The organism is Catellatospora coxensis (assembly GCF_016862635.1).
GTDB lineage: Bacteria > Actinomycetota > Actinomycetes > Mycobacteriales > Micromonosporaceae > Catellatospora > Catellatospora coxensis.
Genome location: NZ_BONI01000037.1, coordinates 59,842 through 80,439, shown reverse-complemented (window position 1 = coordinate 80,439; position 20,598 = coordinate 59,842). Strand labels below are relative to the sequence as shown.

Here is a 20,598-nt window from a genome sequence, read left to right as displayed (position 1 = left end):
GATCACTGGCCGGGCCGCCCCTCCAGCAGCGCCATGCCCAGCGGGGCGAGCCGGTGCTCGACGCTGCTGCGCCGCCGCTCGCTGAAGACCAGCCCGGCCTGGCGCAGCACGGCCAGGTGCTCGCTGGCGGTGCTCGGCGACTGGTTCAGCCGCGCGGCGATGGAGCTGGTCGAGCCGCCCTCCGCGCACAGTTCCAGGATCGCCGCGCGGGTGCGGCCGACCAGCGCGGACAGCGCCTCGTGCTGCCGGGCCGCGATCAGGCCGGTGCCGCGGTCCACCTGGTACACCAGCACCGGCGGCAGGTCGTCGTCGATCAGCGTGATCGGCCGGGTGGCCCTCTTGAAGAACGACGGCACCAGCACCAGCCCGCGGCCGCCCAGGTGCAGGTCCCGGTCGCGCGGGTAGTCTGCGATCCGCAGTACGCCGTCCTCGAAACTCAGCGACGGGTGCAGCGAGTTGAGCAGCGCGGCCAGACCCCCGGCGGCGACGACGCGGCTGCGCGAGGCGTGGTCGGCGGCGAAGGAGGCGGTCACCCAGCTCCACTGCGGCCGCACCACGGCGTCGTAGTACTCGCGCATGCCGGCGGTCAGCTCACGCAGCGCCGCCGTGCGTCCCGCACCCAGGTCCTGGGCCGCGGCCGGCAGCGTGCCGCGTTCGGCGGCGACCACCGCCACGTCACGGCGCAGCTGGTGCGGGCAGGTGCCGCCGATCGCCTCCAGCCCGTCGTCGACGCCGCCCTCACGCAGGCGCGGGGTGAGGAAGTCCGGGAAGTCGCCGTGCGACCAGTTGACGCCGAGGAACAGCTCGGCGCGGCCGCGCAGTGCCGTGCCGGGCCGGAGGGACTGCTGGGCCGACCGGTGCCAGCCCAGCAGCAGTGGATCCTCATTGCGCCGGGCGAGCAGGTGCGAGCTGAGCGTGATCTCCCACAGCGGATCGGGCGCGGTGACGATCCGCGTCTGCATGAGGTCGCGCGAGGTGAAATGGATGGAGTACACGGCGATCCGCGAGACCTCTCAGGCCCGGCCGGGTCCGCGCTGGGTCCGGTCCATGCAGCCGCCCCTCTTCCACCACCGCTTGTCCGCTCCGGGGCAGGTTACTGGTTGTCATGGATCGAACACCAGTCCCACGTCCATGATCAGACGTGCAGCGCCGGCAGAAAACCCGTCCAGCGCAAGCGGGCGGGCAGGTGCGCGAGGTCGTTGAACGACACCAGCGACGGCGGCCGGTCCGCCCGGTACAGCAGCACCGTGATCGCACAGTTGGCCTGGTTGATGCCGACCCAGCGGGCGGGCGGGGCGTCCAGGGCGTGCCGCACGAGCCAGCCGATCAGGAAGTTGTGCGTCACCACCAGCTCGTGGGTGTCGTGGTCGGCGGGCGCCGTGTAGCGCGCCTGCGCGGCCTCGATCAGAGCCGCGCCCTCGGCGATCTCGGCAGGCGAGTAGCCGTCGAAGAAGCCCCTGGCGGGGGCGGGCAGCTCCGCGGCCGGCGGCAGGTACGGCACGTAGTCGCCGGCCAGCGGGGACTCCTCGACCGGCACCCCCGGCAGGTGCGCGGTGATCAGCGCGGCCGTGTGCGCGGCCCGTCGCACCGGGCTGTGCTGCACCGATGCGAACGGCACCGACGCCAGCCGCTCGCCGGTCAGCCGCGCCTGCTCAAGCCCGGCCTCGGTCAGCTCGCCCAGCGCGTCCGCCTCGCCGTGGCGGACCAGGTACAGGAAACGGTTCGCCGTCATACCCGCTCCCGCAGCTCGGCGTACTCGGCCGAGGCCAGGAACTCGGTGATCGCCAGGGCCGTGCCCGGGGTGAACTCGCGCCCCTCGAACACCTGGTCGGCCGGGGTGAACACCATCGCCGCGCCCTCGCCGAGCACCACGTCGTCCTGCACCGCCGAGGTCACCCCGTAGAAGTAGTGCTTCACCCGGTGGTGCTCGGGCACCGGCTGCACCAGGAACAGCCGCAGCGGGGAGTCCGGGCGCAGCGACGCCTCCTCCATCAGCTCGCGCGGCGCGGCCTGCTCCGGCGTCTCGCCCGGCTCGATGTGCCCGCCCGGCAGCGCCCACATGTTCGGGAAGTTCGGGGCGTGCTCGTCGCGCAACTGCAGCAGCAACTCGCCCGCCCGGTTCACGAGCATCACCACGGCCAGCTGTACAGGGTTGTCCTCCATTCGGCTCACCCTAGATCAACCTTGGGCGGCTTGCAGTCCCCTGCCACAGTGATGACCCACATCCGGCACACGGGGAGAGGCAGACATGGCAGACGGCGTACGGCTGAGATCGCGCAGCGTGGCACTGAGCGCGGCGTTCCTGGGACTGGCGGGGGGCTCGGCCGCCTGCGGCTTCGGGTCGAGCGCCCCGGACGACCCGGTGTACCAGCCGAGCGCGATCGACTACCAGCAGCCGTCGTACGTGCCCCAGCCGGTGGCCGTGCCCTCGCCGACGCCGGCGACCACGCTGAGCCCCGCCGCCACACCCTCGCCGGTCCGCACCACCGCCGCCCCGGTCGTCGTGCAGCCCGTCTACGAGGACGGCTACGTCTTCTACTGCGTCGACGAGTACGAGGTCGTCGTCGACCCGATCGAGTGCGACGGCGACCGCGCCTACGGCGCCGACTGGCCGTACTACCTCGCCTACTCCACCGCGTTCCCGCGCACGCTGCGCATCGGCGACCGGCTGCCCACCGGCGGCGACATGTTCAGCGCCGGCGACACCGCGACCCGCAGCCAGTGGGGCCTGCCGTCGCGGGTCACCAACGGCAGCACCGTGCGCTCCGGCATCGTCGGCGGCACCGGCTCCGGCACCACCGCGGGCAGCTGAGCGGTGCGCCGCGTCAACCACGAGGGGCCCAGGCCCGGCTGGGCGGAGACCAACCGCTCGCTGGGCCTGGTGTTCAACGACACGGTGTCGGCCGACGGCTCCGTCGCGTCGTACTGGCGTGAGGGCCCGTTCTACGACTTCGACCTCGACGAGATCCTGCTGCTGGAGCAGTCCGCCGCGACCCTGCACCGGATGTGCGTGGCCGCCGGGGACCACATCGTCGAGCGCTGCCCGCGCACCGACCCCGCGGTGCGCCGCGAGGCCTACCTGACCTCGGTGTGCACCCCGTCGACCTGCCTGCTCAGCCGCGCCGGGGTGCCCGAGTACGTGCACGAGCAGGTCATCCGCACCTGGTACGACAACAGCCCGCAGACCTGGACGCACGGCGACAAGGACCTGTTCGGCACGCACGCGCACACCCGGCAGAGCCCCGACTTCTCGCCGAGCGTCTACGGCCGCTTCGACATCTGGTACGGCGGCCGCGGCACCACCCCGAAGCTGCTGGAGTACAACGCGCAGACGCCGACGTCGCTGCTGGAGGCGGCGGTCGTGCAGTGGCGCTGGCTGGAGGACACCGGCCACACCCACCACTTCGACCGGCAGTGGACCAGCGTGCACGAGCGCCTCATCGACGCCTGGCGGCGCAACCTCGGCGAACTCGTCGCCGCCCGCCCCTGGCTGCCGCAGCGCCCCACGGTGTACTTCGCCTACGACGGCACCGAGGCCTCCGGCGAGGACGTCATGAACGCCGGCTACCTCGCCGAGACGGCCCGGCAGGCCGGCTACCCGGTCGAGCTGATCGAGGTGGCGCAGATCGGCGTCGACATGGCCGACGGGCGCATCGTGTACGAGCCCAGCAAGGGCGCGCCCGCCACCCCGATCGACGTCATCTTCCTGCTGTACCCGTGGGAGTGGCTGTGGCACGAGGAGGGCGGCCGCCCCATCTTCGCGAACATGGCCGACCCCACCAAACGCGGCACCGTCTGGATCGAGCCCCCGTGGACCGCCGCCCTGTGGTCCAACAAGGCCCTGCTCCCGGTGCTGTGGGAGCTGTACCGCGACGACCCCGTCCACCGCGACCTGCTGCTCCCGGCCTACTTCGCCGACCAGCGCCCCGCCGACCTGACCAGCTACGCCCGCAAACCCATCTGGTCCCGCGAGGGCGCCAACGTCGAACTCGTCCGCGACGGCACGGTCCTCACCGCCACCGGCGGCGACTACGCCGACACCGGCATGATCGTCCAAGGGCTGGCCGAGCTGCCGACCTTCGACGGCCCCGGCGGCCCGTACCACCCGGTCCTCGGGGTCTGGATGATCGACGGCGAACCGGCCGGCATGGGCATCCGCGAAGGCGCCGGCACCGCCGGCCTCATCACCCGCAACACCGCCTCCTTCGTCCCTCACACCATCGCCTCCCACCGCTGACAGCGAAGGCCACCGTCGAAGGAAGGGCACCTTCACATCGCTATGCGATGTAGAAGGTGCCCTTGTTAACAGTCAGGCGGCTCCGTGCTGCCGTCGGTGCAGCCCGCGGACCGTGTCGGCGAGTTCCGGGGCCGGGCCGTCGACCGGCACCCCCGGCGCGACGTGCTGGATCGGCAGCGGCAGTACCGGTCCCGGGGCCAGGCCCATCTCCTGGCGCCACGCGGTCAGCTGCGCGGACGAGGCGGCGTACACGATGCGCCCCAGCCCGACCCAGGCATGCGCCGCCGCGCACATCGGGCAGTGCTCCCCGGAGGTGTACACGGTCGCGGCAGCCCGCTGCGCAGGCGTCAGATGCTCGGCGGACCACCGGGCGATCTCGAACTCGGGGTGCCGGGTCTCGTCGCCGGACGCGACGTGGTTGTGATCCTCGAACAGCACCTCGCCGTCCGCGTCCACCAGCACCGACCCGAACGGCTCGTCGCCGACCGTCAACGCCAGCTCCGCCAGCTCGACACAGCGCCGCAGGAACATCAGATCCGTCTCGTCGACCACGACCACTCCCGACTGCTCGACGTCATCCCGCAGCAGCCTACCGACGTGCCTGCCGCCGCGGCCGCCCCGGTGATCATGGTACGGACGACGCCGCAGCTCCCGTGGCACAATCCGGCCCATGGAGTTCAAAGACGTGATCCGTCGCCGGAGGATGGTCCGCCACTACACGGACAAGCCGATCGCCCCCGAGACCGTCGAGCGCATCCTCGCCAGCGCGCTGCGCGCGCCGTCGGCCGGGTTCTCGCAGGGCTGGGCGTTCCTGGCGCTGACCGAGCCGGCCGACCGGGCGCGCTTCTGGCCGTTCGTGCCGACCCGGATGGCGCAGACCCCGACCATGCAGCTCGCCCCGCTCGTGGTGATCCCGCTGGCCCACAAGGCCGCCTATTTGGCCCGCTACGCCCAGCCGGACAAGGGCTGGGAGGACCAGGCCGAAGCCCGCTGGCCGGCACCCTACTGGCACATCGACACCGGCATGGCCTCGCTGATGATGCTGCTGTCCGCCGTGGACGAAGGGCTGAGCGCCTGCTTCTTCGGCATCATGCCGCAGCAGGGCCCCGACTTCGACGCGGTCACCGAGGTCCCGAAGCACACCGACGCGCTGCGCGCCGAGTTCGGCATCCCCGCCGAGTACACGCCGATCGGCGGGATCTGCATCGGCTACCGCGCCCCGGACACCCCGGCCCAGGGCGCGCACGTCGCCGAACGCCGCCGCGGCACCGCCGACGTCATCCACCGCGGGCAGTGGGGCGTGCACGCCGAGTAGTCCCGTCCACGGCGTCGACCGGCGGCCAGAGTCGTCAGCCGACGCCGGGCGATCATTCGGGGGTACGGGCGGCGGTGTAGACGATCGTCAGGCGCGGGTCGTCGACCCGCCCGCCCAGGTCCTCGATGATCGTGGCGAGCCGGGACAGGAAACTCTCGCGGTCGTCGGGGTCCAGTTCGGCGATGTTCGGGAACGTCGACCACAGGTCGCGGGCGGCCTGCGGGGTCAGGGTCTGCTGCCAGGTCATGACCTCGACGGCGACGTCGCCGAACCAGCCGCCCGCGGTCAGCTGCCGCCGCCACCGGTCGGTGTCGAACGCGTGCGAGCGGCCCTGACGGTAGCCGGGTTCGCCGGGCAGCAGGTCGCGATAGACCTCGTCGAGGCGATCGCGGAACTCGGTCGGCCTGTCCCGGTCGCCGAACTCGGTCCACCAGGCGGCCAGCCATCCGCCCGGCCGGACCAGCTTGCCGATCTTCTCCGTCGACGTGGCCGGGTCGAGCCAGTGCAGGGCCGTCGCCGCGACCGCCAGGTCGTGCCCGCCGGTCAGGTCGGCGGTCTCGAAGTCGGCGACGACGACGTGCAGCCGGTCGCAGCCGTGGACAGCGCTCAGCACCTCGGCGAGGTTGGCACCGGGTTCGACCGCGGTCACGTGCGCACCGGCGGCCAGCAGGGGCCCGGTCGCCAGCCCGGTGCCCGCGCCGATCTCCAGGACCCGCGCCCCCGGCCGCAGCTCGCAACGGTCGGCCAGCAGCTGGAACACCGCATCCGGGTACGGCGGCCGGCCCCGCTGATAGCCGCTCGCGTCCCCGTCGAACGACATCCTGCGCCTCGGTCGCACCGCTTCCCGGTCGAGGCCGTCGCCGTTGCTCAGAGCCGACCACCCGGTCGCGGCGACCACCTCGGCGGCGATGTCGACCACCGACCGGCCGTCGGTGCCGACCCGCACCACGTCGGCAGGGGCGTCCCGGTCCAGCCACGCGGCGGCCCGGGCGCTGCGGGCGACGTGCACGTCCAGCCCGCTGCCCAGCTCACGGGCGGCCAGCCGCTCGTTGGCCACCTCGTCCGAGGCGGTGAGCAGCACCCGGACGATCTTCACGGGAGCGTCCAGCGCCTCGGCCAGCTCGTCGGCGTACAGCACGCTCACGGTGTTGGTGTAGACGAGCCGCCGGTAGCCGAGCGCGGCGAAGTTGTGCCAGACCGCGGCGAGGTTGTCCAGCACGATCCGGGACCGGTCGGGGTCCCCCGCGGGAGCGGGGAAGACCTGTCCGAGGAAGTCGCCCTCCAGTTGCACGTGGGCGATCCCGGCCGCCTCCAGCCGTACGCACACCTCGGCGCTCACCGTCGACTTGCCGACGCCCGAACGACCGCCGATGAACAGCACCTCGACCTGATCCGCACCCATCGCCCCATGATGTCCGCAACGGGGTCCGATGTCGTGCGGGTTTCGGCCGGGCTCAGTCCGCTTCGTCGAAGTGGTCGCTCCTGGTGAGCCCGCAGACGAAAGCGCGGAAGTCGTCGGCGAGGTGCAGTTCGGTGCCGAAGTCCGCGTCGAGCCAGGTCACGGACGGCTCGCCGGCTGCGCCGCACGCCCGGTAGTCCAGCGCCACCCAGTAGTGGCCGTCGCCGGACAGCAGCACCACCGGCGAGGGCAGGTCCCACTCCCGCACCAGGTAGGCGTTGTCGGACAGGGTGATCGTGCCGGCCGCGGACCCGATCCCGGCCAGATGGTCGAACGGCACGTGATCCGGCGCCCACGACGTGGGTTCGGCCGTCGGGAACGCGTTCCAGGCGTCCGCCACGACGCCGCCGTTGCGCAGCCGCAGCAGCTCCACCAGCGAGGACGGCAACGTCACGCCGAGCTCCCGCTCGGCCTCGCCGAGCAGTTCACCGGTCAGCGGCGGCAGCGTCATCGGGGTGTCGCGGCCGGCCCAGAACGTCGCCTTGACCTCATCGAACCCTGCCACGGCGCAAGCCTACGGCCCACCGCCGACAGGGGGTCTGCCCAGGTCCGCGGCGATGGTGGGGTTGTCCCTACCATCACCTCGGCGGGCAGCGGGATGGGAACGGGCCGGCGCGGCGCATAACGTCTTGCGGCATGACGATCCTTCGCCGCCTCGGGCTAGACGCCGCGTACAACCTGCTCGGCCTGCCCCTCGCGGTCGCCTCGTTCGCGCTGTGCGTCAGCCTGTTCGCCGCGGGCGTCGGCACCCTGGTGACCTTCTTCATCGGGGTCGCCGTGCTCGGCGCCGCGCTGCTGGTCGCGCGCGGGTTCGCCGACATCGAGCGGCTGCGCCTGCAGAAGCTGTACGGCCGCCCGGTGCACCGCCCCCGCTACCAGCCCGCACCCGAGGGCGCCGGCTGGATCCGCCGCCTGACCAACCCGCTGCGCCAGGGTCAGAGCTGGCTGGACCTGCTCCACGGCATCCTGAACCTGCCCCTGGCGATCATCGCGTTCGTGTTCACGGTGACCTGGTGGGCGATGGCACTCGGCGGCCTCACGTACTGGATCTGGGGCCGCTTCGTCCCCGAGGACGACGGCCAGAACATCGTGATCGAGAAGCTCCTCGGTGCCGACAACGAGTCCACCCGCACCGTGTTCAACACCCTCGTCGGCGTGTTCGCCCTGCTCACCGTGTACGCGGTGCAGCGCGGTGCGGCGGCGCTGCATGCCGGGTTCGCCTCGATGCTGCTGACCCGGCTCGCCCAGCTGCAGGGCCGCATCGACGACCTGGCCGAGGGCCGCGCCGCGGCGGTGTCGGCGGAGGCGGTGGCGCTGCGCAAGCTGGAACGCGACATCCACGACGGCCCGCAGCAGCGGCTGATCCGGCTGGCCATGGAGCTGTCCCGGGCCCGCCGCCAGCTCGCCGACGACCCGGACGCCGCCGGGCACACCATCGAGGACGCGCTCGGGCAGGCCAAGGAGACCCTGGACGAGCTGCGGGCGCTGTCGCGCGGCATCGCGCCGCCGATCCTGGCCGACCGGGGCCTGGCCGCCGCGCTGACCTCGCTCGCCGAGCGCTCGACGGTGCCGGTGACCCTCGACCTGGCCGTCGCGGGACGGCTGCCCGCGGCGACCGAGAACGCCCTGTACTTCGTCGCCGCCGAGGCGCTGTCCAACATCGCCAAGCACAGTGGGGCCACCGCCGCGCGCATCGAGGTGACCGAGCAGGATGGTCGCGTGTACGTGATGGTGACCGACGACGGCGTGGGCGGCGCGCACCTGGCCAAGGGCCACGGCCTGGCCGGGCTCGCCGACCGGCTGCGCGCGGTGGACGGCGAGTTCGCCGTGGACTCCCCGGCGGGCGGCCCGACGATCCTGGTCGCGCAGGCCCCGTCGACCGTGCCGGTGGCGTGAGCGGATGCGCGTCGTCGTCGCCGAGGACAGCGTGCTGCTGCGCGAGGGCATCGTCCGGCTGCTGATCGAGGCAGGCCACGAGGTCGCCGCCGCGGTGGGGGACGGGCCGGCCCTGGTCGAGGCCGTCGCCGCGCACGCGCCGGACGTCGCGGTGGTCGACGTGCGCATGCCACCCAGCCACACCGACGAGGGGCTGCGCGCGGCGGTGCAGGCCCGGCGGTCCGCTCCCGGCACCCGGGTGCTGGTGCTGTCGCAGTACGTCGAGCTGGCGTACGCCGACGAGCTGCTCGCCGACGGCCGGGGCGGCGTCGGCTACCTGCTCAAGGACGCCGTCGTCGACGTCGACGGCTTCCTGGACGCGCTGGACCGGGTCGGCTCCGGCGCGACGGTGCTCGACCCGCAGGTCATCGCCCAGCTGATGCTGCGCGGCAGGAGGGACCCGGTGCAGACCCTGACTCCCCGCGAGCGCGAGGTCCTGGAGTTGATGGCGCAGGGCTACTCGAACACCGCGATCGGCCGGGCCCTGGTCATCGGCGACGGCGCGGTCGAGAAGCACATCGGCAACATCTTCACCAAACTCGACCTGCCCCCCGACGCCGACCAGCACCGCCGCGTCCTCGCCGTCCTCACCTACCTCCGCACCTGACCCGCCGCCCCCGCCCAAACCGCAGCGCCGGCTACGGGGTGGGGGTGGACGCGGGGAGTTTGGCGGCGAGGAGGTGGACGGTGCGGATTTCGGGGGGTTTGGCGAGGAGTTGGCCGGCGTGGCCCATCAGGGCGCCGGCGAGGTCGCCGTCGAGGTGGGCCTGCAGCGCGGCCTCGTCGGCGAAGGCGTCGAACAGGCCGAACGTCGACTCGTCGATGCGGAAGCAGAACCAGGCCACGGTGCCCTTCTCGGCCTGGACCAGGGGCAGCCCGCCGGTGAGGAACGAGGCCACCTCGTCCGCCATGCCCGGGGCGGCGTGCAGCGTCGCCATGAGGCCGATCGTGACCATGTGCGCTCCTGTCGCCGGGCAGGGATCAGGCGTCATCCCAGGCGAGAGTATCGAGATCGGCGGTCCGATATAGCCGATTACTCCGGTAACGGTGTGATCATGCCCTGTGCCGATGAATCCGCCCTGCGCACCGGTGTGCCGGCCCTAGGCTGAGCGTATGGTCGGGCGGGCCGGGAGCGGCCGGCAGGTGCTGGTCACCGGGGCGACCGGGTACATCGGCGGACGGCTCGCCCCGCGGCTCATCGAGGCGGGGCACCGGGTGCGCTGCCTGACCCGGTCGGCGGTGCGGCTGCGTGACGTGCCCTGGGCCGAGCAGGCCGAGATCGCCGAGGCCGACGTCCTGGACCACGCCTCGACCCGGCGCGCGCTGCGCGGTGTCGAGGTCGCGTACTACCTGGTCCACTCGCTCGGCTCGCCGGGCTTCGAGGACACCGACCGGCGCGCCGCGCAGACCTTCGCCGACGCGGCCCGGCAGGAGGGCGTACGGCGCATCGTCTACCTGGGCGGTCCCGCCCCGGACCGGACCGACGGGGCGTCGGCGCATCTGCGCTCGCGCGACGAGGTCGCCCGGATCCTCGCCACCTCGGGCGTGCCCACGGTGACCCTGCGGGCCGCGGTGATCATCGGCTCCGGCTCGGCGTCCTTCGAGATGCTGCGGCACCTGACCGAGCGGCTGCCGGTGATGGTGACCCCGCGCTGGGTCGGCAACCGCATCCAGCCGATCGCGGTCCGCGACGTGCTGCACTACCTGGTCGGCTGGGCGAGCGTGCCCGGCGACGTGAACCGCTCCTTCGGCATCGGCGGCCCGGACGTGCTGACGTACCGGGAGATGATGAGCCGCTACGCCCGGGTGGCCGGGCTCAACCGCCGGGTCGTCGTGCCGGTGCGCACCCTGTCGCCCTGGCTGTCGTCGCTGTGGGTCGGCCTGGTCACGCCGGTGCCGGGCGCGATCGCGACCCCGCTGGTGGAGAGCCTGGTCCACGAGGCGGTCTGCCACGAGCACGACATCGTCAAGTACGTCACCGACCCGACGGGCGGGCTGAAGCCGTTCGACGAGGCGGTCCGGCTGGCGCTGCTGCGCATCCGCGACGCGGAGGTGGAGACGCACTGGTCGACCGGGTCGTGGACGCGGGCCCCGGCGGAGCCGCTGCCCACCGATCCGGACTGGTCCGGCGGCGACGTCTACGTCGACGAGCACAGCGAGCGGGTCAAGGCCCCGCCGTCGGCGCTGTGGGAGGTCGTCTCCGGGATCGGCGGCGACAACGGCTGGTACTCCTCCGACCTGGCCTGGACCGCGCGCGGGCTGCTCGACAAGGCCGTCGGCGGGATCGGCCTGCGCCGCGGCCGCCGCGACCCCGCAGTGCTGCGGGCCGGGGAGACGGTGGACTTCTGGCGGGTCGAGGAGGTCGAGCCGGGGCGGCTGCTGCGGCTGCGGGCCGAGATGCAGCTGCCGGGCCGCGCCTGGCTGGAGATGCGGGTCTGCGACGATCCCCGGGGCAGCCGGTACGAGCAGCGCAGCGTGTTCGTGCCCCGCGGCCTGGCCGGGCACCTCTACTGGCGGACCACCGCGCCGCTGCACACGCTGGTCTTCGGGGACATGGCCCGCAACATCGCCCGCGCCGCCGAGCGCGCCTGAGCCGGCCGGGGTCAGCGGGCCAGCAGGTCGCCGAACAGGCCGACCAGGGCGGTCGCGCACGATCCGTCGGGGTCCTTCGCGGCGTTGTAGCAGCCGACCGAGATCCCGGCCAGCGCGCCGGACGCGGTCAGCGGCCGCATCAGCTCCCGGAGCTCGGCCAGCCGCAGCCCGCCCGGCATCAGGTAGTCCGTGGCGGGGAAGGCCTGCTCGTCGAGCACGTCGACGTCCAGGTGCACCCAGTACCGGCCACCCGGGGCCAGCGCGTCGCGGGCCGCCGCACCGGCCTCGGCCATGCCCCGTTCCTGCAGGTCGGCGGGCGTGGACTCGGGCAGGTAGCCGAGTTGTTCGGGCAGCACCGAGCCGTATTCCACAGCCTCGGCGCGGTCGCGCGGCCCGAGCAGCCGCAGCCGCTCCGGGACGACCAGCGGTCCGCCGACCAGGTCCACCCAGTCCACCGGCCCGTGCCCGGTGACCACGGAGATCGGCATGTCGGCCGGCTCGCCGGTGGGGGAGGTGTGCCCGTCGTAGAGGTCCAGGTGCCCGTCGAGGTAGGCCAGGCCGGTGCCGCCGAGCGCGTCGCGCGCCCCGGCGAGCGCGGCGGGCAGCAGCGTGCAGCACCCGCCGACGACCAGCGGCAGGTGACCGGCCGTGATCAGCTGGTGGACGTGGCGGCGGACCACGTCGGTCATGGTGCGCACCGAGGGCCAGGCGAGCACGCCGGTGCGTTCGTCGCGGACCCGGCCGACCAGGCGTACCGGCAGGTCGCCGCCGTCGCGGCCGCCCACCGCCCCGACGAGGCCCGCGGCGCGCAGCGCACCGGGCGCCAGCTCGGTCCCGAACGGCGGGTCGCCCGCCTCGGGCACGCCGACACAGTCGATCGGCACACCCACCACCGTGATCACGGGTCGAGTCTCGCCGCCACCCGCGGCACCGGCAAGCAGGCACGCCGCCGGTCACCGCGCCCTGACCGCCTCAGCCGGCGCCGTGCCGGCGGTCGTCGGCCAGGAACAGCGCCAGGCCGGTGAGCAGCAGCGCCGTCGCCACCCATACCGCACGGTCGCCGAGGCGGGCCGTGGCCAGGCCGCCGAGCAGCGCTCCCGCGGCGAACGACGCGATCGCGGGCCAGAGCCTGCCCGCCTGCGCGGCCGCGTCGGCGTCGCGGCGCACGACCGCGCCGTACACGGCCTGGGACGCGTTACGCAGGTTGGTGGTCGTGACCGTCGTGTTGAACGGCCACCGGCCGATGAGCCCGAACGAGGTGATCTGCACCGAGGCGACAAAGGCGATCATGACGGCGACCAGTTCGTCCGAGCTGCCTGACGGCAGCAGGCCGACCCCGACCAGCACGAGGATCTCCAGGGCGAGCGCGGCCCGCACCGGCCGGCGCAGCACCGCCGCCATCCGGGGCAGCCGGATCGTCTCGGCCGTCCACACCCCGACCACGAACGCGACGATCGGCGGCACGTGCCGCAGCGCCTCGGCCCACTGCGCCTGCGCCGCCTGCACGCCGAGCAGCACGACGTTGCCGGTCTGCGCGGTGGCGAACACCCCGCCGCGGCCGAGGAACGTGTACGCGTCGAGGAACCCGGCGGCCATCGTGAGCAGCACGATCAGGCGCAACGACCGCGACGTCCGGTACGGGCCGCCGCCCGGTTCAGCCATCGTCACCCCCTCCTGAAGATGTTTGCCGGTCGACGCCGGGCATGTGTCGCGAATGGCTTGTCCGGGCCGCCGCCCGCACGGCGAGTGGATGTCGGGGCGACGCCCTAGACTGCGCGGCCATGGCGATGGTGACCTTTGTCGACGAGACGACCGCGGGCGACCGCGGCGCGGCGTGGCAGCTGGAGATGTCCGAGGAGCAGCTGACGCTGCGCGAGATCATCCGGCGGCGGGTGTTCCAGGAGGTCGCGGAGCACAACGCGGCCGGCGGCGACCACTTCCGGGGCCTGGTGCAGCCCGGTGGCACCGAGTCCACGCGCGACGGGTTCCGGATGGGCAAGCACCGGCAGGTCGACGCCGAGGAGCAGTTCAGCCGGGCGGTGGAGGCGTTCGCCCGGAACGGGTTCGTGGTCCTCGTCGACGACCGGCAGGTCGAGGACCTCGACGCGGCGGTGCCGGTGCACCGAGCGGTCGAGGTCACGTTCCTGAAGCTCGTGCCGCTGGTGGGTGGCTGATGACGGGGCTGGCCGAATACCCCGCCCAGGTCGCCGCGCTGCAGGCCGCCGTCGACGGCGGCGACGTGCCCGAGGTCGTGGCCCGGCTCGTCGAGCTGGCCGAGGTCAACAACGGGGCCTGGGGTTTCGCCAACCCGTCCGCGGAGGACGTGCTGCGGTCGCTGGACGTTCAGGTTCACCGGGAACTGCTGCTCACCCTGGTCGAGCGCATGCGCGCCGAAGCCCGGCCGGCGGTGAACGAGAACCTGTTCGAGCTCGTCACCCGCCTGATGCGGCTGCTGTGGCGGCCCGAGCTGGACGACCGGATCGAGCTGTCCCTGCACATCGCGGGCACCCGCTGGACCACCCACGACGCGGGCCACGTGACCTGGGCCCGCCGCCTGGTCGCGCTGGGCCGGCCCGTGCCGGTGCCGTACGTGGCGGCCATGCGCCGCACCAGCCGGATGGGCTACCACAGCATGCGCGAGCTCGACGCCGCGCTCGCCGAGATCGACGCGCCACTGCTCAACCCGGGTGAGGCCTGGGCGGACCGGGTGCTGGCCGACCTGCCCGGCCTGGGCGCGCCCTGGCTCGCCCTGGTCACCCACGCCGGCACCGCCACCAGCGCGAAGATGACCGCGAAGTTCGAGCGGGCCGGACGGGCGGCGCTGGCCGCGATCGGTGACGAGGACGCCCGTGCGGTGCTGACCGGGTGGCTGTCACTGGTCGGCCGGCCGCGCACGCAGCGGCTCATCCGCCGTGGCTACGACGCCGACGTCAACGAGTCCTTCGACTCCTGGAACAGCACGACCCTGCGCGGCCTGATCTGGCTGCTCGGCCTGCTGCCCGCGCACGACGACACCGCCCGCGTGCTCGGCGCGCTCGTGGAGACGTCGCTGCGCAAGGTGGCCGGGCTCGGCCCGCGCAACCCGAAGACCGCCAACACGGCGGTGCAGATGCTGGCGCTGTCCGCGTCCGAGGCCGGGCTGGCGCAGCTCGCCCGGCTGGCGACCCGGGTCACCTACAAGGGCACGCTCAAGGAGCTCACCGCCGCCCTCGACACGCGGGCGGCGGCGCTGGGCCTGACCCGCGACGAGGTGGAGGAGCTGGCCGTGCCCGGGTACGGGCTGACCGAGGTCGGCCGCCGCGTCGACGACTTCGGCGACGTGCGCGCCGAGACGACCGTCGGCGCCGACGGGGTACGCACCGTCTGGTTCAACGCCGCGGGGCGGCCCGTGAAGTCCCCGCCGGCCGCGGTCCGCCGCGACCACGCCGAAGCGTTCGGCGAGCTGAAGGCGGCGGTCAAGGACCTGGAGAAGATGCTGTCCGCGCAGGCCGAGCGCCTGGACCGGCAGTTCCTCAAGCAGCGGGTCTGGCGGTACGGCGCCTGGCGGGAGCGCCAGCTCGACCACCCGGTGCTGGGCACGATCACCCGCCGCCTCATCTGGATCGTCGACGAGCAGCCCTGCGCCTGGTCGGGCGAGGACCTGACCACATTGCACGGCGCGCCGGCGGACGCGGGCCCCGGGTCGGCGGTGCGGTTGTGGCATCCCATCGGCCGGCCGGTCGAGGAGGTGCTGGCCTGGCGCGAGCGCCTGGAACGCGAGCTGGTGGTGCAGCCGTTCAAGCAGGCCCACCGGGAGGTGTACGTGCTCACCGCGGCGGAGGAGCGCACCGGCACCTACTCGAACCGGTACGCCGCGCACGTGCTGCGCCAGCACCAGTTCCACGCCCTCGCGGCGGCCCGGGGCTGGCGCGACAAGCTGCGGCTGATGGTCGACGACGATTTCCCGCCGACCACTCGGGACCTGCCCGAGTGGGGCCTGCGCGCCGAGTACTGGGTGGAGGGCGCCGGCGACGGCGACAGCTACCTCGACGACCTCACCGACAGCGGCGCCTACCTGCGGCTGACCACCGACCAGGTGCGCTTCTACGCCGTCGGCGCGCGCGAGCACACGGTGCACGGCTCCGGCGGCGGCTACCGCTACGGCGTGGACCGGCCCGCCGACGGGCTGCCGCTGGCCGAGATCCCGCCGCTGGTGTTCAGCGAGATCATGCGCGACGTGGACCTGTTCGTCGGCGTGGCCAGCGTCGGCAACGACCCGACCTGGCAGGACGGCGGCCCGCAGGGGCGGTTCCAGGAGTACTGGAACTCGTACAGCTTCGGTGACCTGTCCGGCACCGCGCAGACCCGCCGCGACCTGCTGACCAGGATCGTGCCCCGGCTGGCCATCGCCGACCGGGCCACGGTCGAGGACCGCTTCCTGGTCGTCCGCGGCGACCTGCGCACGTACCGGATCCACCTGGGCTCGGGCAACATCCTGATGAGCCCGAACGACCAGTACCTGTGCATCGTGCCGAACCAGCGCGCCGCGGCGGGCGCCGGCGGGGTGTTCCTGCCCTTCGACGGCGACCGGGTGCTCGCGGTCATCCTCAGCAAGGCCATGCTGCTCGCCCGCGACACCGCGATCACCGACCCGAGCATCACCCGCCAGATCGCCTCTGAGCCGGCGGGTCAGCGTTCGGTGAGGGCGGTCAGCACCGTCGGCGACACCGGCTGGTCCGCGTAGACCAGCCGGATCGCGGCGGGGTCGGGGTTGCCCGCGTCCGGCCCGCGCCACACCTGCCGCAGGCCGGTCCGCTCGACCGCGCGGGTCGACTGCTCGTTGCCCTCCAGCAGGTACGCGGTGACGGGAAGCTCGGGGCGGTGCTCGCGTGCCGCGCCGATCGCCGCCGCGCTGATCTCCTGCGCGTACCCGCGTCCCCAGCAGCGGGGGCGCAGCCGGAAGCCGAGGTTCCAGGCGACGCCGTAACGGACGAAGCAGCCGCCGATGCCGACGAACTCGTCGCCGTGCCAGGCGGTCCACATGCCGAGGCCGTCGCGGTCCCAGGCCGCCCGCCAGTTCCCGATCATGCGCTCGGTCTGCGCCGGATCCTCGTGCCGGGACAGCGGATCCGGGCCCCAGACCAGCGGGTCCGCGTACAGCGCGAACACTCGCTCCAGGTCGGCCTGCTCCGGCGCCCGCAGCACCAGCCGCGCGGTCGAACTCACCCGAGGTGCGTCTGGATCGATCACGAGGTCGATGATGGGCGACCGCCGCCCGACGGGCACCCGGTTTTCACGGCTCGTCGCGCCCGCGGGCCGGATCGGTCAGGATTCGAGAAGCGCGGGCGGGGCGGCCGCGCATAGCGTCGGCCTGCCGAACACCACCACGGGCCGAGGTCCGTTCCGCTCCGGAGGTCGCCATGAACTGGAACAAGTGGATCCGCCAGGTCCACCGCTGGCTGTCGGTCGCCTTCACGGTGACCGTCGTGGCCACGTTCGTCGCGCTGGCCCAGCAGGAGCCGATCGTCTGGGTCTCCTACGTGCCCCTGCTGCCGCTCGCGCTGCTCCTGTTCAGCGGCCTCTACCTGTTCGCGCTGCCGTACCTGGCCAAATGGCGCGGGGGACGGCGGCCCGCGCCGGAGGCGTGACCGGCTAGGCGATCGCCTCGCCTGCGAAGTACCGGTCCCGGTGGTCCTGGCAGAGCCTGCGGACGATCTGCTCCTGCACGTCGGTGGGGGAGCCGTACAAGACGTTGAACTCGTATTCGAGTTGCGCCAGCTCGTCGAACGGCCAGACGCCGTGCACCGCGTCGGCGTGATTACGCAGGTCGGACATCTTCCAGCAGAGGTCGCCCTCGCCCAACCTGCCGTCGAGCACACCCGTGTAAAGGTGGTCGAGGAACGCGCGGGCGCCCAGCTCCTCGGTCAGCGGCGCCAGGCCGGTCTCCGCCAGCGCCGCGGGCAGCAGGTCGGCGGCTTCCTGGTAGTCGCTCGCGCTCAGACCGGCGAGTTCGCGCAGCGCGGGTCCGTCGTGGCCCGCGGCCAGCCAGCCGGCTGCGATCCACGGCAGTCTCTCGGAAGGCAGCTGCCCGTTGGCGTGCAGCGCGGCGGCCAGGAAGGGGGACACGCGCGACAGGCTAACCGCTGATGATCCTCTGCGCATGCCGGATTCCAGCCGCTCAAGCCTCGTTTCCGACCTAAAGTGATCATGTGGTGCGAGGCTCCGCGCGGGTCTGGGCGCGCGACTCGGTGGAGTTCGGCCGGGTGACCGCGTTCAGCGACGGCCTGTTCGGGATCGCGATGACCCTGCTCATCGTCGAGGTCGGCGTGCCCCGCCTGAGCGACGTCGGCAGCACCCGCGAGCTGCTGTCCAAGCTCGTCGACCTGCTGCCGGAGTTCGCGGGCTTCTTCCTGTCGTTCGCGTTGATCGGCCGGTACTGGCTGGCCCACCACAAGATGTTCAGCGTGATGCACGGGGTCGACTACGGCCTGATCGCGCGCAACATGGTCTACCTGGCGTTCATCGCGTTCATGCCGTTCCCGACCGCGCTGCTGGGCGACTACTTCGGCAACCCGCTGGCCGTCAGCGCGTACGCGGTGACCGGCGCGATCGTCAGCGGCCTGGAGGTGGTGCTGCTGCGGTATGCCTGGACGGCCGGCCTGCTGCGGGTGAAGGTGACCCCGGACGTGATGCGCTGGGGTTCGATCATGGCGCTGTCGCCGGTGGTGGCGTTCCTGCTGTCGATCCCGGTGGCGTTTTTCGTGGGTACGGCCGTGGCCGCGGCGATGTGGCTGCTGTCGATCCCGTTCGGGATCTGGATGAGCCGTCGCGCCCCGGCCGGGTCCGACGTGCTGGAGTAGCTCAGCGGGCGGTGGCGGCCGCGGGCTCGGGCTCGGCGGGCGCGACGTCCGGCGTGCGCTTGGCGACCCAGCGCTCGAACAGCAGCCCCAGGAACGGCGGGATGGACGCCGCGCCGCCCACGACGAGGCGGGCGAGGCTCCAGCGGTGCACGCGGGCCGCCCACACCAGGGTCACCAGGTAGAAGACGAACATCGCGCCGTGCACCCGGCCGAAGACGAACACGCCGATGTCGTTCTTGACCACGATGTACTTGAAGAACATGCCGATGAGCAGGCCGACCCAGGAGAAGGTCTCGGCGATGGCGGCATAGCGGAACCAGCGGCCTGCGGTGCTCGACATGAACTCTCCAGGAAGTCGGCGGTGACGGAGCCGATCATAGAGCCGCGCCGGCGCCCGGGGCCGGGCTCGCCACGCTGCTGTGATCGGCGTGACCCTAACCGTTGATCCACGAAGCAGCCTGGCAGGCATGTGAAAACCAGCTGAAGGTCCGCGCTCCTGCCGGCGGCGTCCTCGAAACATGGCATTGACTCGATGGATGGCGGGTTCTAATTTGAACATGTGTTCAGAACAGATGTTCAGAATCATGTGGCGCCCGTAGGCTCCTCCCGGACGCCGACCCGCACCCGGTCCCGTGACCTGCCCCGGCACCGCGACGTCGCGGTGCTCGGCGGCGGGCTCGCGGGGCTCGCCACCGCGCTGCGGCTGCAGGCGGCGGGCCTGTCCACGATCGTCTTCGAGGCGCACGGCCACGCCGGCGGCTGCGCCGGCTACTTCCGCCACCGCGGGTTCTCCTTCGACGTGGGCGCGACCACCCTGGTCGACTTCGCGCCCGGCGGCGTCGGCGACGAGCTGCTCACCACGACCGGCGCGCCCGAGCTCGACGCCGAGCAGCTGCCCGGATACGTCGCCTGGCTGCCCGACCGGGTCGTCACGCTGCACCGCGAGCAGTCCCGCTGGCACGCCGAACGGCTGCGCACGCTCGGCGACACCCGGGCGCACCGGCGCTTCTGGGCCGAGCTCGACCGGCTCGCCGAGGTGTTCTGGGCGGCCAGCCGGTCCGGCATCCGGCTGCCGGTCCGCACCCCCGGCGACGCGCTGCACGACCTGCGCGCGGTCGGGCTGCGGCACCTGCCGCTGGTCCGCCATCTCGGGCGGACCATGGGCGACGCGCTGCGGGCGCACGGGCTGCGCGACCAGGACTCGCTGGTATCGCTGCTCGGCATGCTGGTCGAGGACACCGTGCACAGCACCGTCGACCGCGCGCCGCTGATCAACGCCGCGCTCGGGGTGACCATCCGCGGGGCGGGGCTGACCAGGCACCGCGGCGGCATGCACGGGTTCTGGCGGGTGCTCGTCGGGCACTACCGCGCGCTCGGTGGCGACCTGCGCACCGGCTGCCGCGTCGAGCGGGTCGCCCACCGGGGCAGCCTCCTAGGACAGCGTAGGGATGGTGACGCCGCCGGCTACACGGTGCACACCGCGCGCGGCGACGTCGCGGCGTCCGCCGTGGTGAGCGCGCTGCCCGCGCCGATCACGGCCCAGGTGGCGGCCGGCACGCCGGTCGCGGCGGGGCTGCGGCCGTACCTGGAGCGCGACGAGCCCGACCTGGGCGGGGCGGTGGTGGTGTTCCTGGGCGTGCCCGAGCACGAGGTCGCCGGGCAGGAGTTCACCCACCACCAGCTGATGCAGGACTACGCGCGGCCGCTCGGGGAGGGCAACAACATGTTCGTGTCCGTGTCCTCGCCCGGCGACGAGGTCAGCGCGCCGCCCGGCCACCGCGCTGTGATGATCTCCACGCATACCGAGCTGGCCGGGTGGCAGGGGCTGTCCGAGCCGGAGTACGCGGCACGCAAGCAGGAGATCGGGCAGCGCCTGATCGAGCACGCCCGGCGGGTGTACCCGAGGCTGGGGGAGCAGGCCGTGGTCCGGCAGGTCGGCACACCGCGCAGCTACGAGCGGTTCACCCGGCGGCCCCGCGGGGCGGTCGGCGGGGTGCGGCAGACACTGCGCAACTCCAACCAGTTCGCCGTGCCGCACCGCACCGCGCTGCCGGGGTTCTGGCAGGTCGGCGACACGACGTGGCCGGGGCTGGGCACCGTGGCGTGCGTGTTGGGCAGCCGCCTGGTCGCCGAGGACGTGCTGCGCGGGGCGGGGGTGCGGGCATGAGCGAGCGAATCAGTTGCCTCCGCAGTGCCGCCGACGATCGCAGCGAGGAGAAGG

23 protein-coding genes are annotated in these 20,598 nt (G+C 73.0%); 11 read left to right on the top strand and 12 right to left on the bottom strand.

The window, feature by feature from the left end:
* Window positions 1–2: 2 nt before the first annotated feature.
* From Cco03nite_RS21960 to Cco03nite_RS21950, 3 genes are all read right to left on the bottom strand, one after another.
* The gene (locus Cco03nite_RS21960) at window positions 3–995 is read right to left on the bottom strand and encodes an ArsR/SmtB family transcription factor (RefSeq protein ID WP_203694043.1); all 993 of its coding nucleotides are present in this window, start codon (window positions 993–995) and stop codon (window positions 3–5) included.
* A gap of 140 nt (window positions 996–1,135) precedes the next feature.
* Complete coding sequence (locus Cco03nite_RS21955; protein ID WP_203694042.1) at window positions 1,136–1,732, bottom strand: histidine phosphatase family protein; 597 nt, start codon at window positions 1,730–1,732, stop codon at window positions 1,136–1,138.
* The gene (locus tag Cco03nite_RS21950) at window positions 1,729–2,163 is read right to left on the bottom strand and encodes an NUDIX hydrolase (RefSeq protein WP_203694041.1); all 435 of its coding nucleotides are present in this window, start codon (window positions 2,161–2,163) and stop codon (window positions 1,729–1,731) included. Before Cco03nite_RS21950 ends, Cco03nite_RS21955 begins: the two co-directional genes overlap by 4 nt.
* 85 nt (window positions 2,164–2,248) lie before the next feature.
* Between Cco03nite_RS21950 and Cco03nite_RS21945 the strand changes: the two genes are divergently transcribed.
* Window positions 2,249–2,812 carry a hypothetical protein gene (locus Cco03nite_RS21945; RefSeq protein WP_203694040.1) on the top strand — a complete coding sequence of 188 codons (564 nt, stop codon included), beginning with the start codon at window positions 2,249–2,251 and terminating at the stop codon, window positions 2,810–2,812.
* A gap of 3 nt (window positions 2,813–2,815) precedes the next feature.
* A complete protein-coding gene (locus Cco03nite_RS21940) occupies window positions 2,816–4,237 on the top strand; it encodes a glutathionylspermidine synthase family protein (protein WP_203694039.1) in 1,422 nt (473 codons plus the stop codon).
* 72 nt (window positions 4,238–4,309) lie between these two features.
* Here the strand turns inward: Cco03nite_RS21940 and Cco03nite_RS21935 are convergent, their stop codons facing one another.
* A complete protein-coding gene (locus tag Cco03nite_RS21935) occupies window positions 4,310–4,789 on the bottom strand; it encodes a nucleoside deaminase (protein ID WP_239167557.1) in 480 nt (159 codons plus the stop codon).
* 118 nt (window positions 4,790–4,907) lie between these two features.
* On the opposite strand from Cco03nite_RS21935, the gene Cco03nite_RS21930 reads away from it, so the two are divergent.
* On the top strand, window positions 4,908–5,552 hold the full coding sequence (locus Cco03nite_RS21930; RefSeq protein WP_203694038.1) for a nitroreductase family protein: 645 nt from the start codon (window positions 4,908–4,910) through the stop codon (window positions 5,550–5,552).
* Window positions 5,553–5,604: 52 nt separating this feature from the next.
* Here the strand turns inward: Cco03nite_RS21930 and Cco03nite_RS21925 are convergent, their stop codons facing one another.
* Together Cco03nite_RS21925 and Cco03nite_RS21920 are read right to left on the bottom strand one after the other, a co-directional pair.
* Window positions 5,605–6,954 (bottom strand): methyltransferase domain-containing protein, encoded by a 1,350-nt coding sequence (locus Cco03nite_RS21925; protein ID WP_203694037.1) that lies wholly within the window; start codon window positions 6,952–6,954, stop codon window positions 5,605–5,607.
* A 52-nt stretch (window positions 6,955–7,006) separates the two neighbouring features.
* Window positions 7,007–7,516: an SMI1/KNR4 family protein gene (locus tag Cco03nite_RS21920; RefSeq protein WP_203694036.1), complete on the bottom strand. Its 510-nt coding sequence runs from the start codon at window positions 7,514–7,516 to the stop codon at window positions 7,007–7,009.
* A 131-nt stretch (window positions 7,517–7,647) separates the two neighbouring features.
* Between Cco03nite_RS21920 and Cco03nite_RS21915 the strand changes: the two genes are divergently transcribed.
* The gene (locus Cco03nite_RS21915; RefSeq protein ID WP_203694035.1) at window positions 7,648–8,907 is read left to right on the top strand and encodes a sensor histidine kinase; all 1,260 of its coding nucleotides are present in this window, start codon (window positions 7,648–7,650) and stop codon (window positions 8,905–8,907) included.
* Window positions 8,908–8,911: 4 nt separating this feature from the next.
* Complete coding sequence (locus tag Cco03nite_RS21910; RefSeq protein ID WP_203694034.1) at window positions 8,912–9,553, top strand: response regulator transcription factor; 642 nt, start codon at window positions 8,912–8,914, stop codon at window positions 9,551–9,553.
* A gap of 31 nt (window positions 9,554–9,584) precedes the next feature.
* Here Cco03nite_RS21910 and Cco03nite_RS21905 read toward each other — a convergent pair whose 3' ends face one another.
* On the bottom strand, window positions 9,585–9,902 hold the full coding sequence (locus tag Cco03nite_RS21905) for a putative quinol monooxygenase (protein ID WP_203694033.1): 318 nt from the start codon (window positions 9,900–9,902) through the stop codon (window positions 9,585–9,587).
* A gap of 157 nt (window positions 9,903–10,059) precedes the next feature.
* Between Cco03nite_RS21905 and Cco03nite_RS21900 the strand changes: the two genes are divergently transcribed.
* Window positions 10,060–11,538 (top strand): SDR family oxidoreductase, encoded by a 1,479-nt coding sequence (locus tag Cco03nite_RS21900; protein WP_203694032.1) that lies wholly within the window; start codon window positions 10,060–10,062, stop codon window positions 11,536–11,538.
* Between the two features lie 11 nt (window positions 11,539–11,549).
* On the opposite strand, the gene Cco03nite_RS21895 is transcribed toward Cco03nite_RS21900, so the two are convergent.
* Both Cco03nite_RS21895 and Cco03nite_RS21890 read right to left on the bottom strand, forming a co-directional pair.
* On the bottom strand, window positions 11,550–12,440 hold the full coding sequence (locus Cco03nite_RS21895; protein WP_203694031.1) for an arginase family protein: 891 nt from the start codon (window positions 12,438–12,440) through the stop codon (window positions 11,550–11,552).
* Window positions 12,441–12,510: 70 nt separating this feature from the next.
* Window positions 12,511–13,200: a YoaK family protein gene (locus Cco03nite_RS21890; RefSeq protein ID WP_203694030.1), complete on the bottom strand. Its 690-nt coding sequence runs from the start codon at window positions 13,198–13,200 to the stop codon at window positions 12,511–12,513.
* Between the two features lie 119 nt (window positions 13,201–13,319).
* Between Cco03nite_RS21890 and Cco03nite_RS21885 the strand changes: the two genes are divergently transcribed.
* The gene (locus Cco03nite_RS21885) at window positions 13,320–13,712 is read left to right on the top strand and encodes a hypothetical protein (RefSeq protein WP_239167556.1); all 393 of its coding nucleotides are present in this window, start codon (window positions 13,320–13,322) and stop codon (window positions 13,710–13,712) included.
* A complete protein-coding gene (locus Cco03nite_RS21880) occupies window positions 13,712–16,261 on the top strand; it encodes a DUF4132 domain-containing protein (RefSeq protein ID WP_239167555.1) in 2,550 nt (849 codons plus the stop codon). The genes Cco03nite_RS21885 and Cco03nite_RS21880 overlap by 1 nt, the downstream gene beginning before the upstream one ends.
* On the opposite strand, the gene Cco03nite_RS21875 is transcribed toward Cco03nite_RS21880, so the two are convergent.
* The gene (locus Cco03nite_RS21875; protein WP_203694029.1) at window positions 16,207–16,767 is read right to left on the bottom strand and encodes a GNAT family N-acetyltransferase; all 561 of its coding nucleotides are present in this window, start codon (window positions 16,765–16,767) and stop codon (window positions 16,207–16,209) included. The two genes, Cco03nite_RS21880 and Cco03nite_RS21875, sit on opposite strands and share 55 nt — an antisense overlap.
* 170 nt (window positions 16,768–16,937) lie before the next feature.
* Between Cco03nite_RS21875 and Cco03nite_RS21870 the strand changes: the two genes are divergently transcribed.
* Entirely contained in the window at window positions 16,938–17,165 is a 228-nt protein-coding gene (locus Cco03nite_RS21870) for a hypothetical protein (protein WP_203694028.1), read from the top strand.
* Window positions 17,166–17,169: 4 nt separating this feature from the next.
* Here the strand turns inward: Cco03nite_RS21870 and Cco03nite_RS21865 are convergent, their stop codons facing one another.
* The gene (locus Cco03nite_RS21865; RefSeq protein WP_203694027.1) at window positions 17,170–17,643 is read right to left on the bottom strand and encodes a hypothetical protein; all 474 of its coding nucleotides are present in this window, start codon (window positions 17,641–17,643) and stop codon (window positions 17,170–17,172) included.
* 83 nt (window positions 17,644–17,726) lie between these two features.
* Here Cco03nite_RS21865 and Cco03nite_RS21860 point away from each other — a divergent pair, with 83 nt between their 5' ends.
* Window positions 17,727–18,377 (top strand): TMEM175 family protein, encoded by a 651-nt coding sequence (locus tag Cco03nite_RS21860; protein WP_203694026.1) that lies wholly within the window; start codon window positions 17,727–17,729, stop codon window positions 18,375–18,377.
* Window position 18,378: 1 nt separating this feature from the next.
* On the opposite strand, the gene Cco03nite_RS21855 is transcribed toward Cco03nite_RS21860, so the two are convergent.
* Window positions 18,379–18,717, bottom strand: a complete 339-nt coding sequence (locus tag Cco03nite_RS21855) for a DUF3817 domain-containing protein (RefSeq protein ID WP_203694025.1) — start codon at window positions 18,715–18,717, stop codon at window positions 18,379–18,381.
* A 246-nt stretch (window positions 18,718–18,963) separates the two neighbouring features.
* Here Cco03nite_RS21855 and Cco03nite_RS21850 point away from each other — a divergent pair, with 246 nt between their 5' ends.
* Window positions 18,964–20,544, top strand: a complete 1,581-nt coding sequence (locus Cco03nite_RS21850; protein WP_239167554.1) for a phytoene desaturase family protein — start codon at window positions 18,964–18,966, stop codon at window positions 20,542–20,544.
* The last annotated feature ends 54 nt before the right edge of the window (window positions 20,545–20,598 follow it).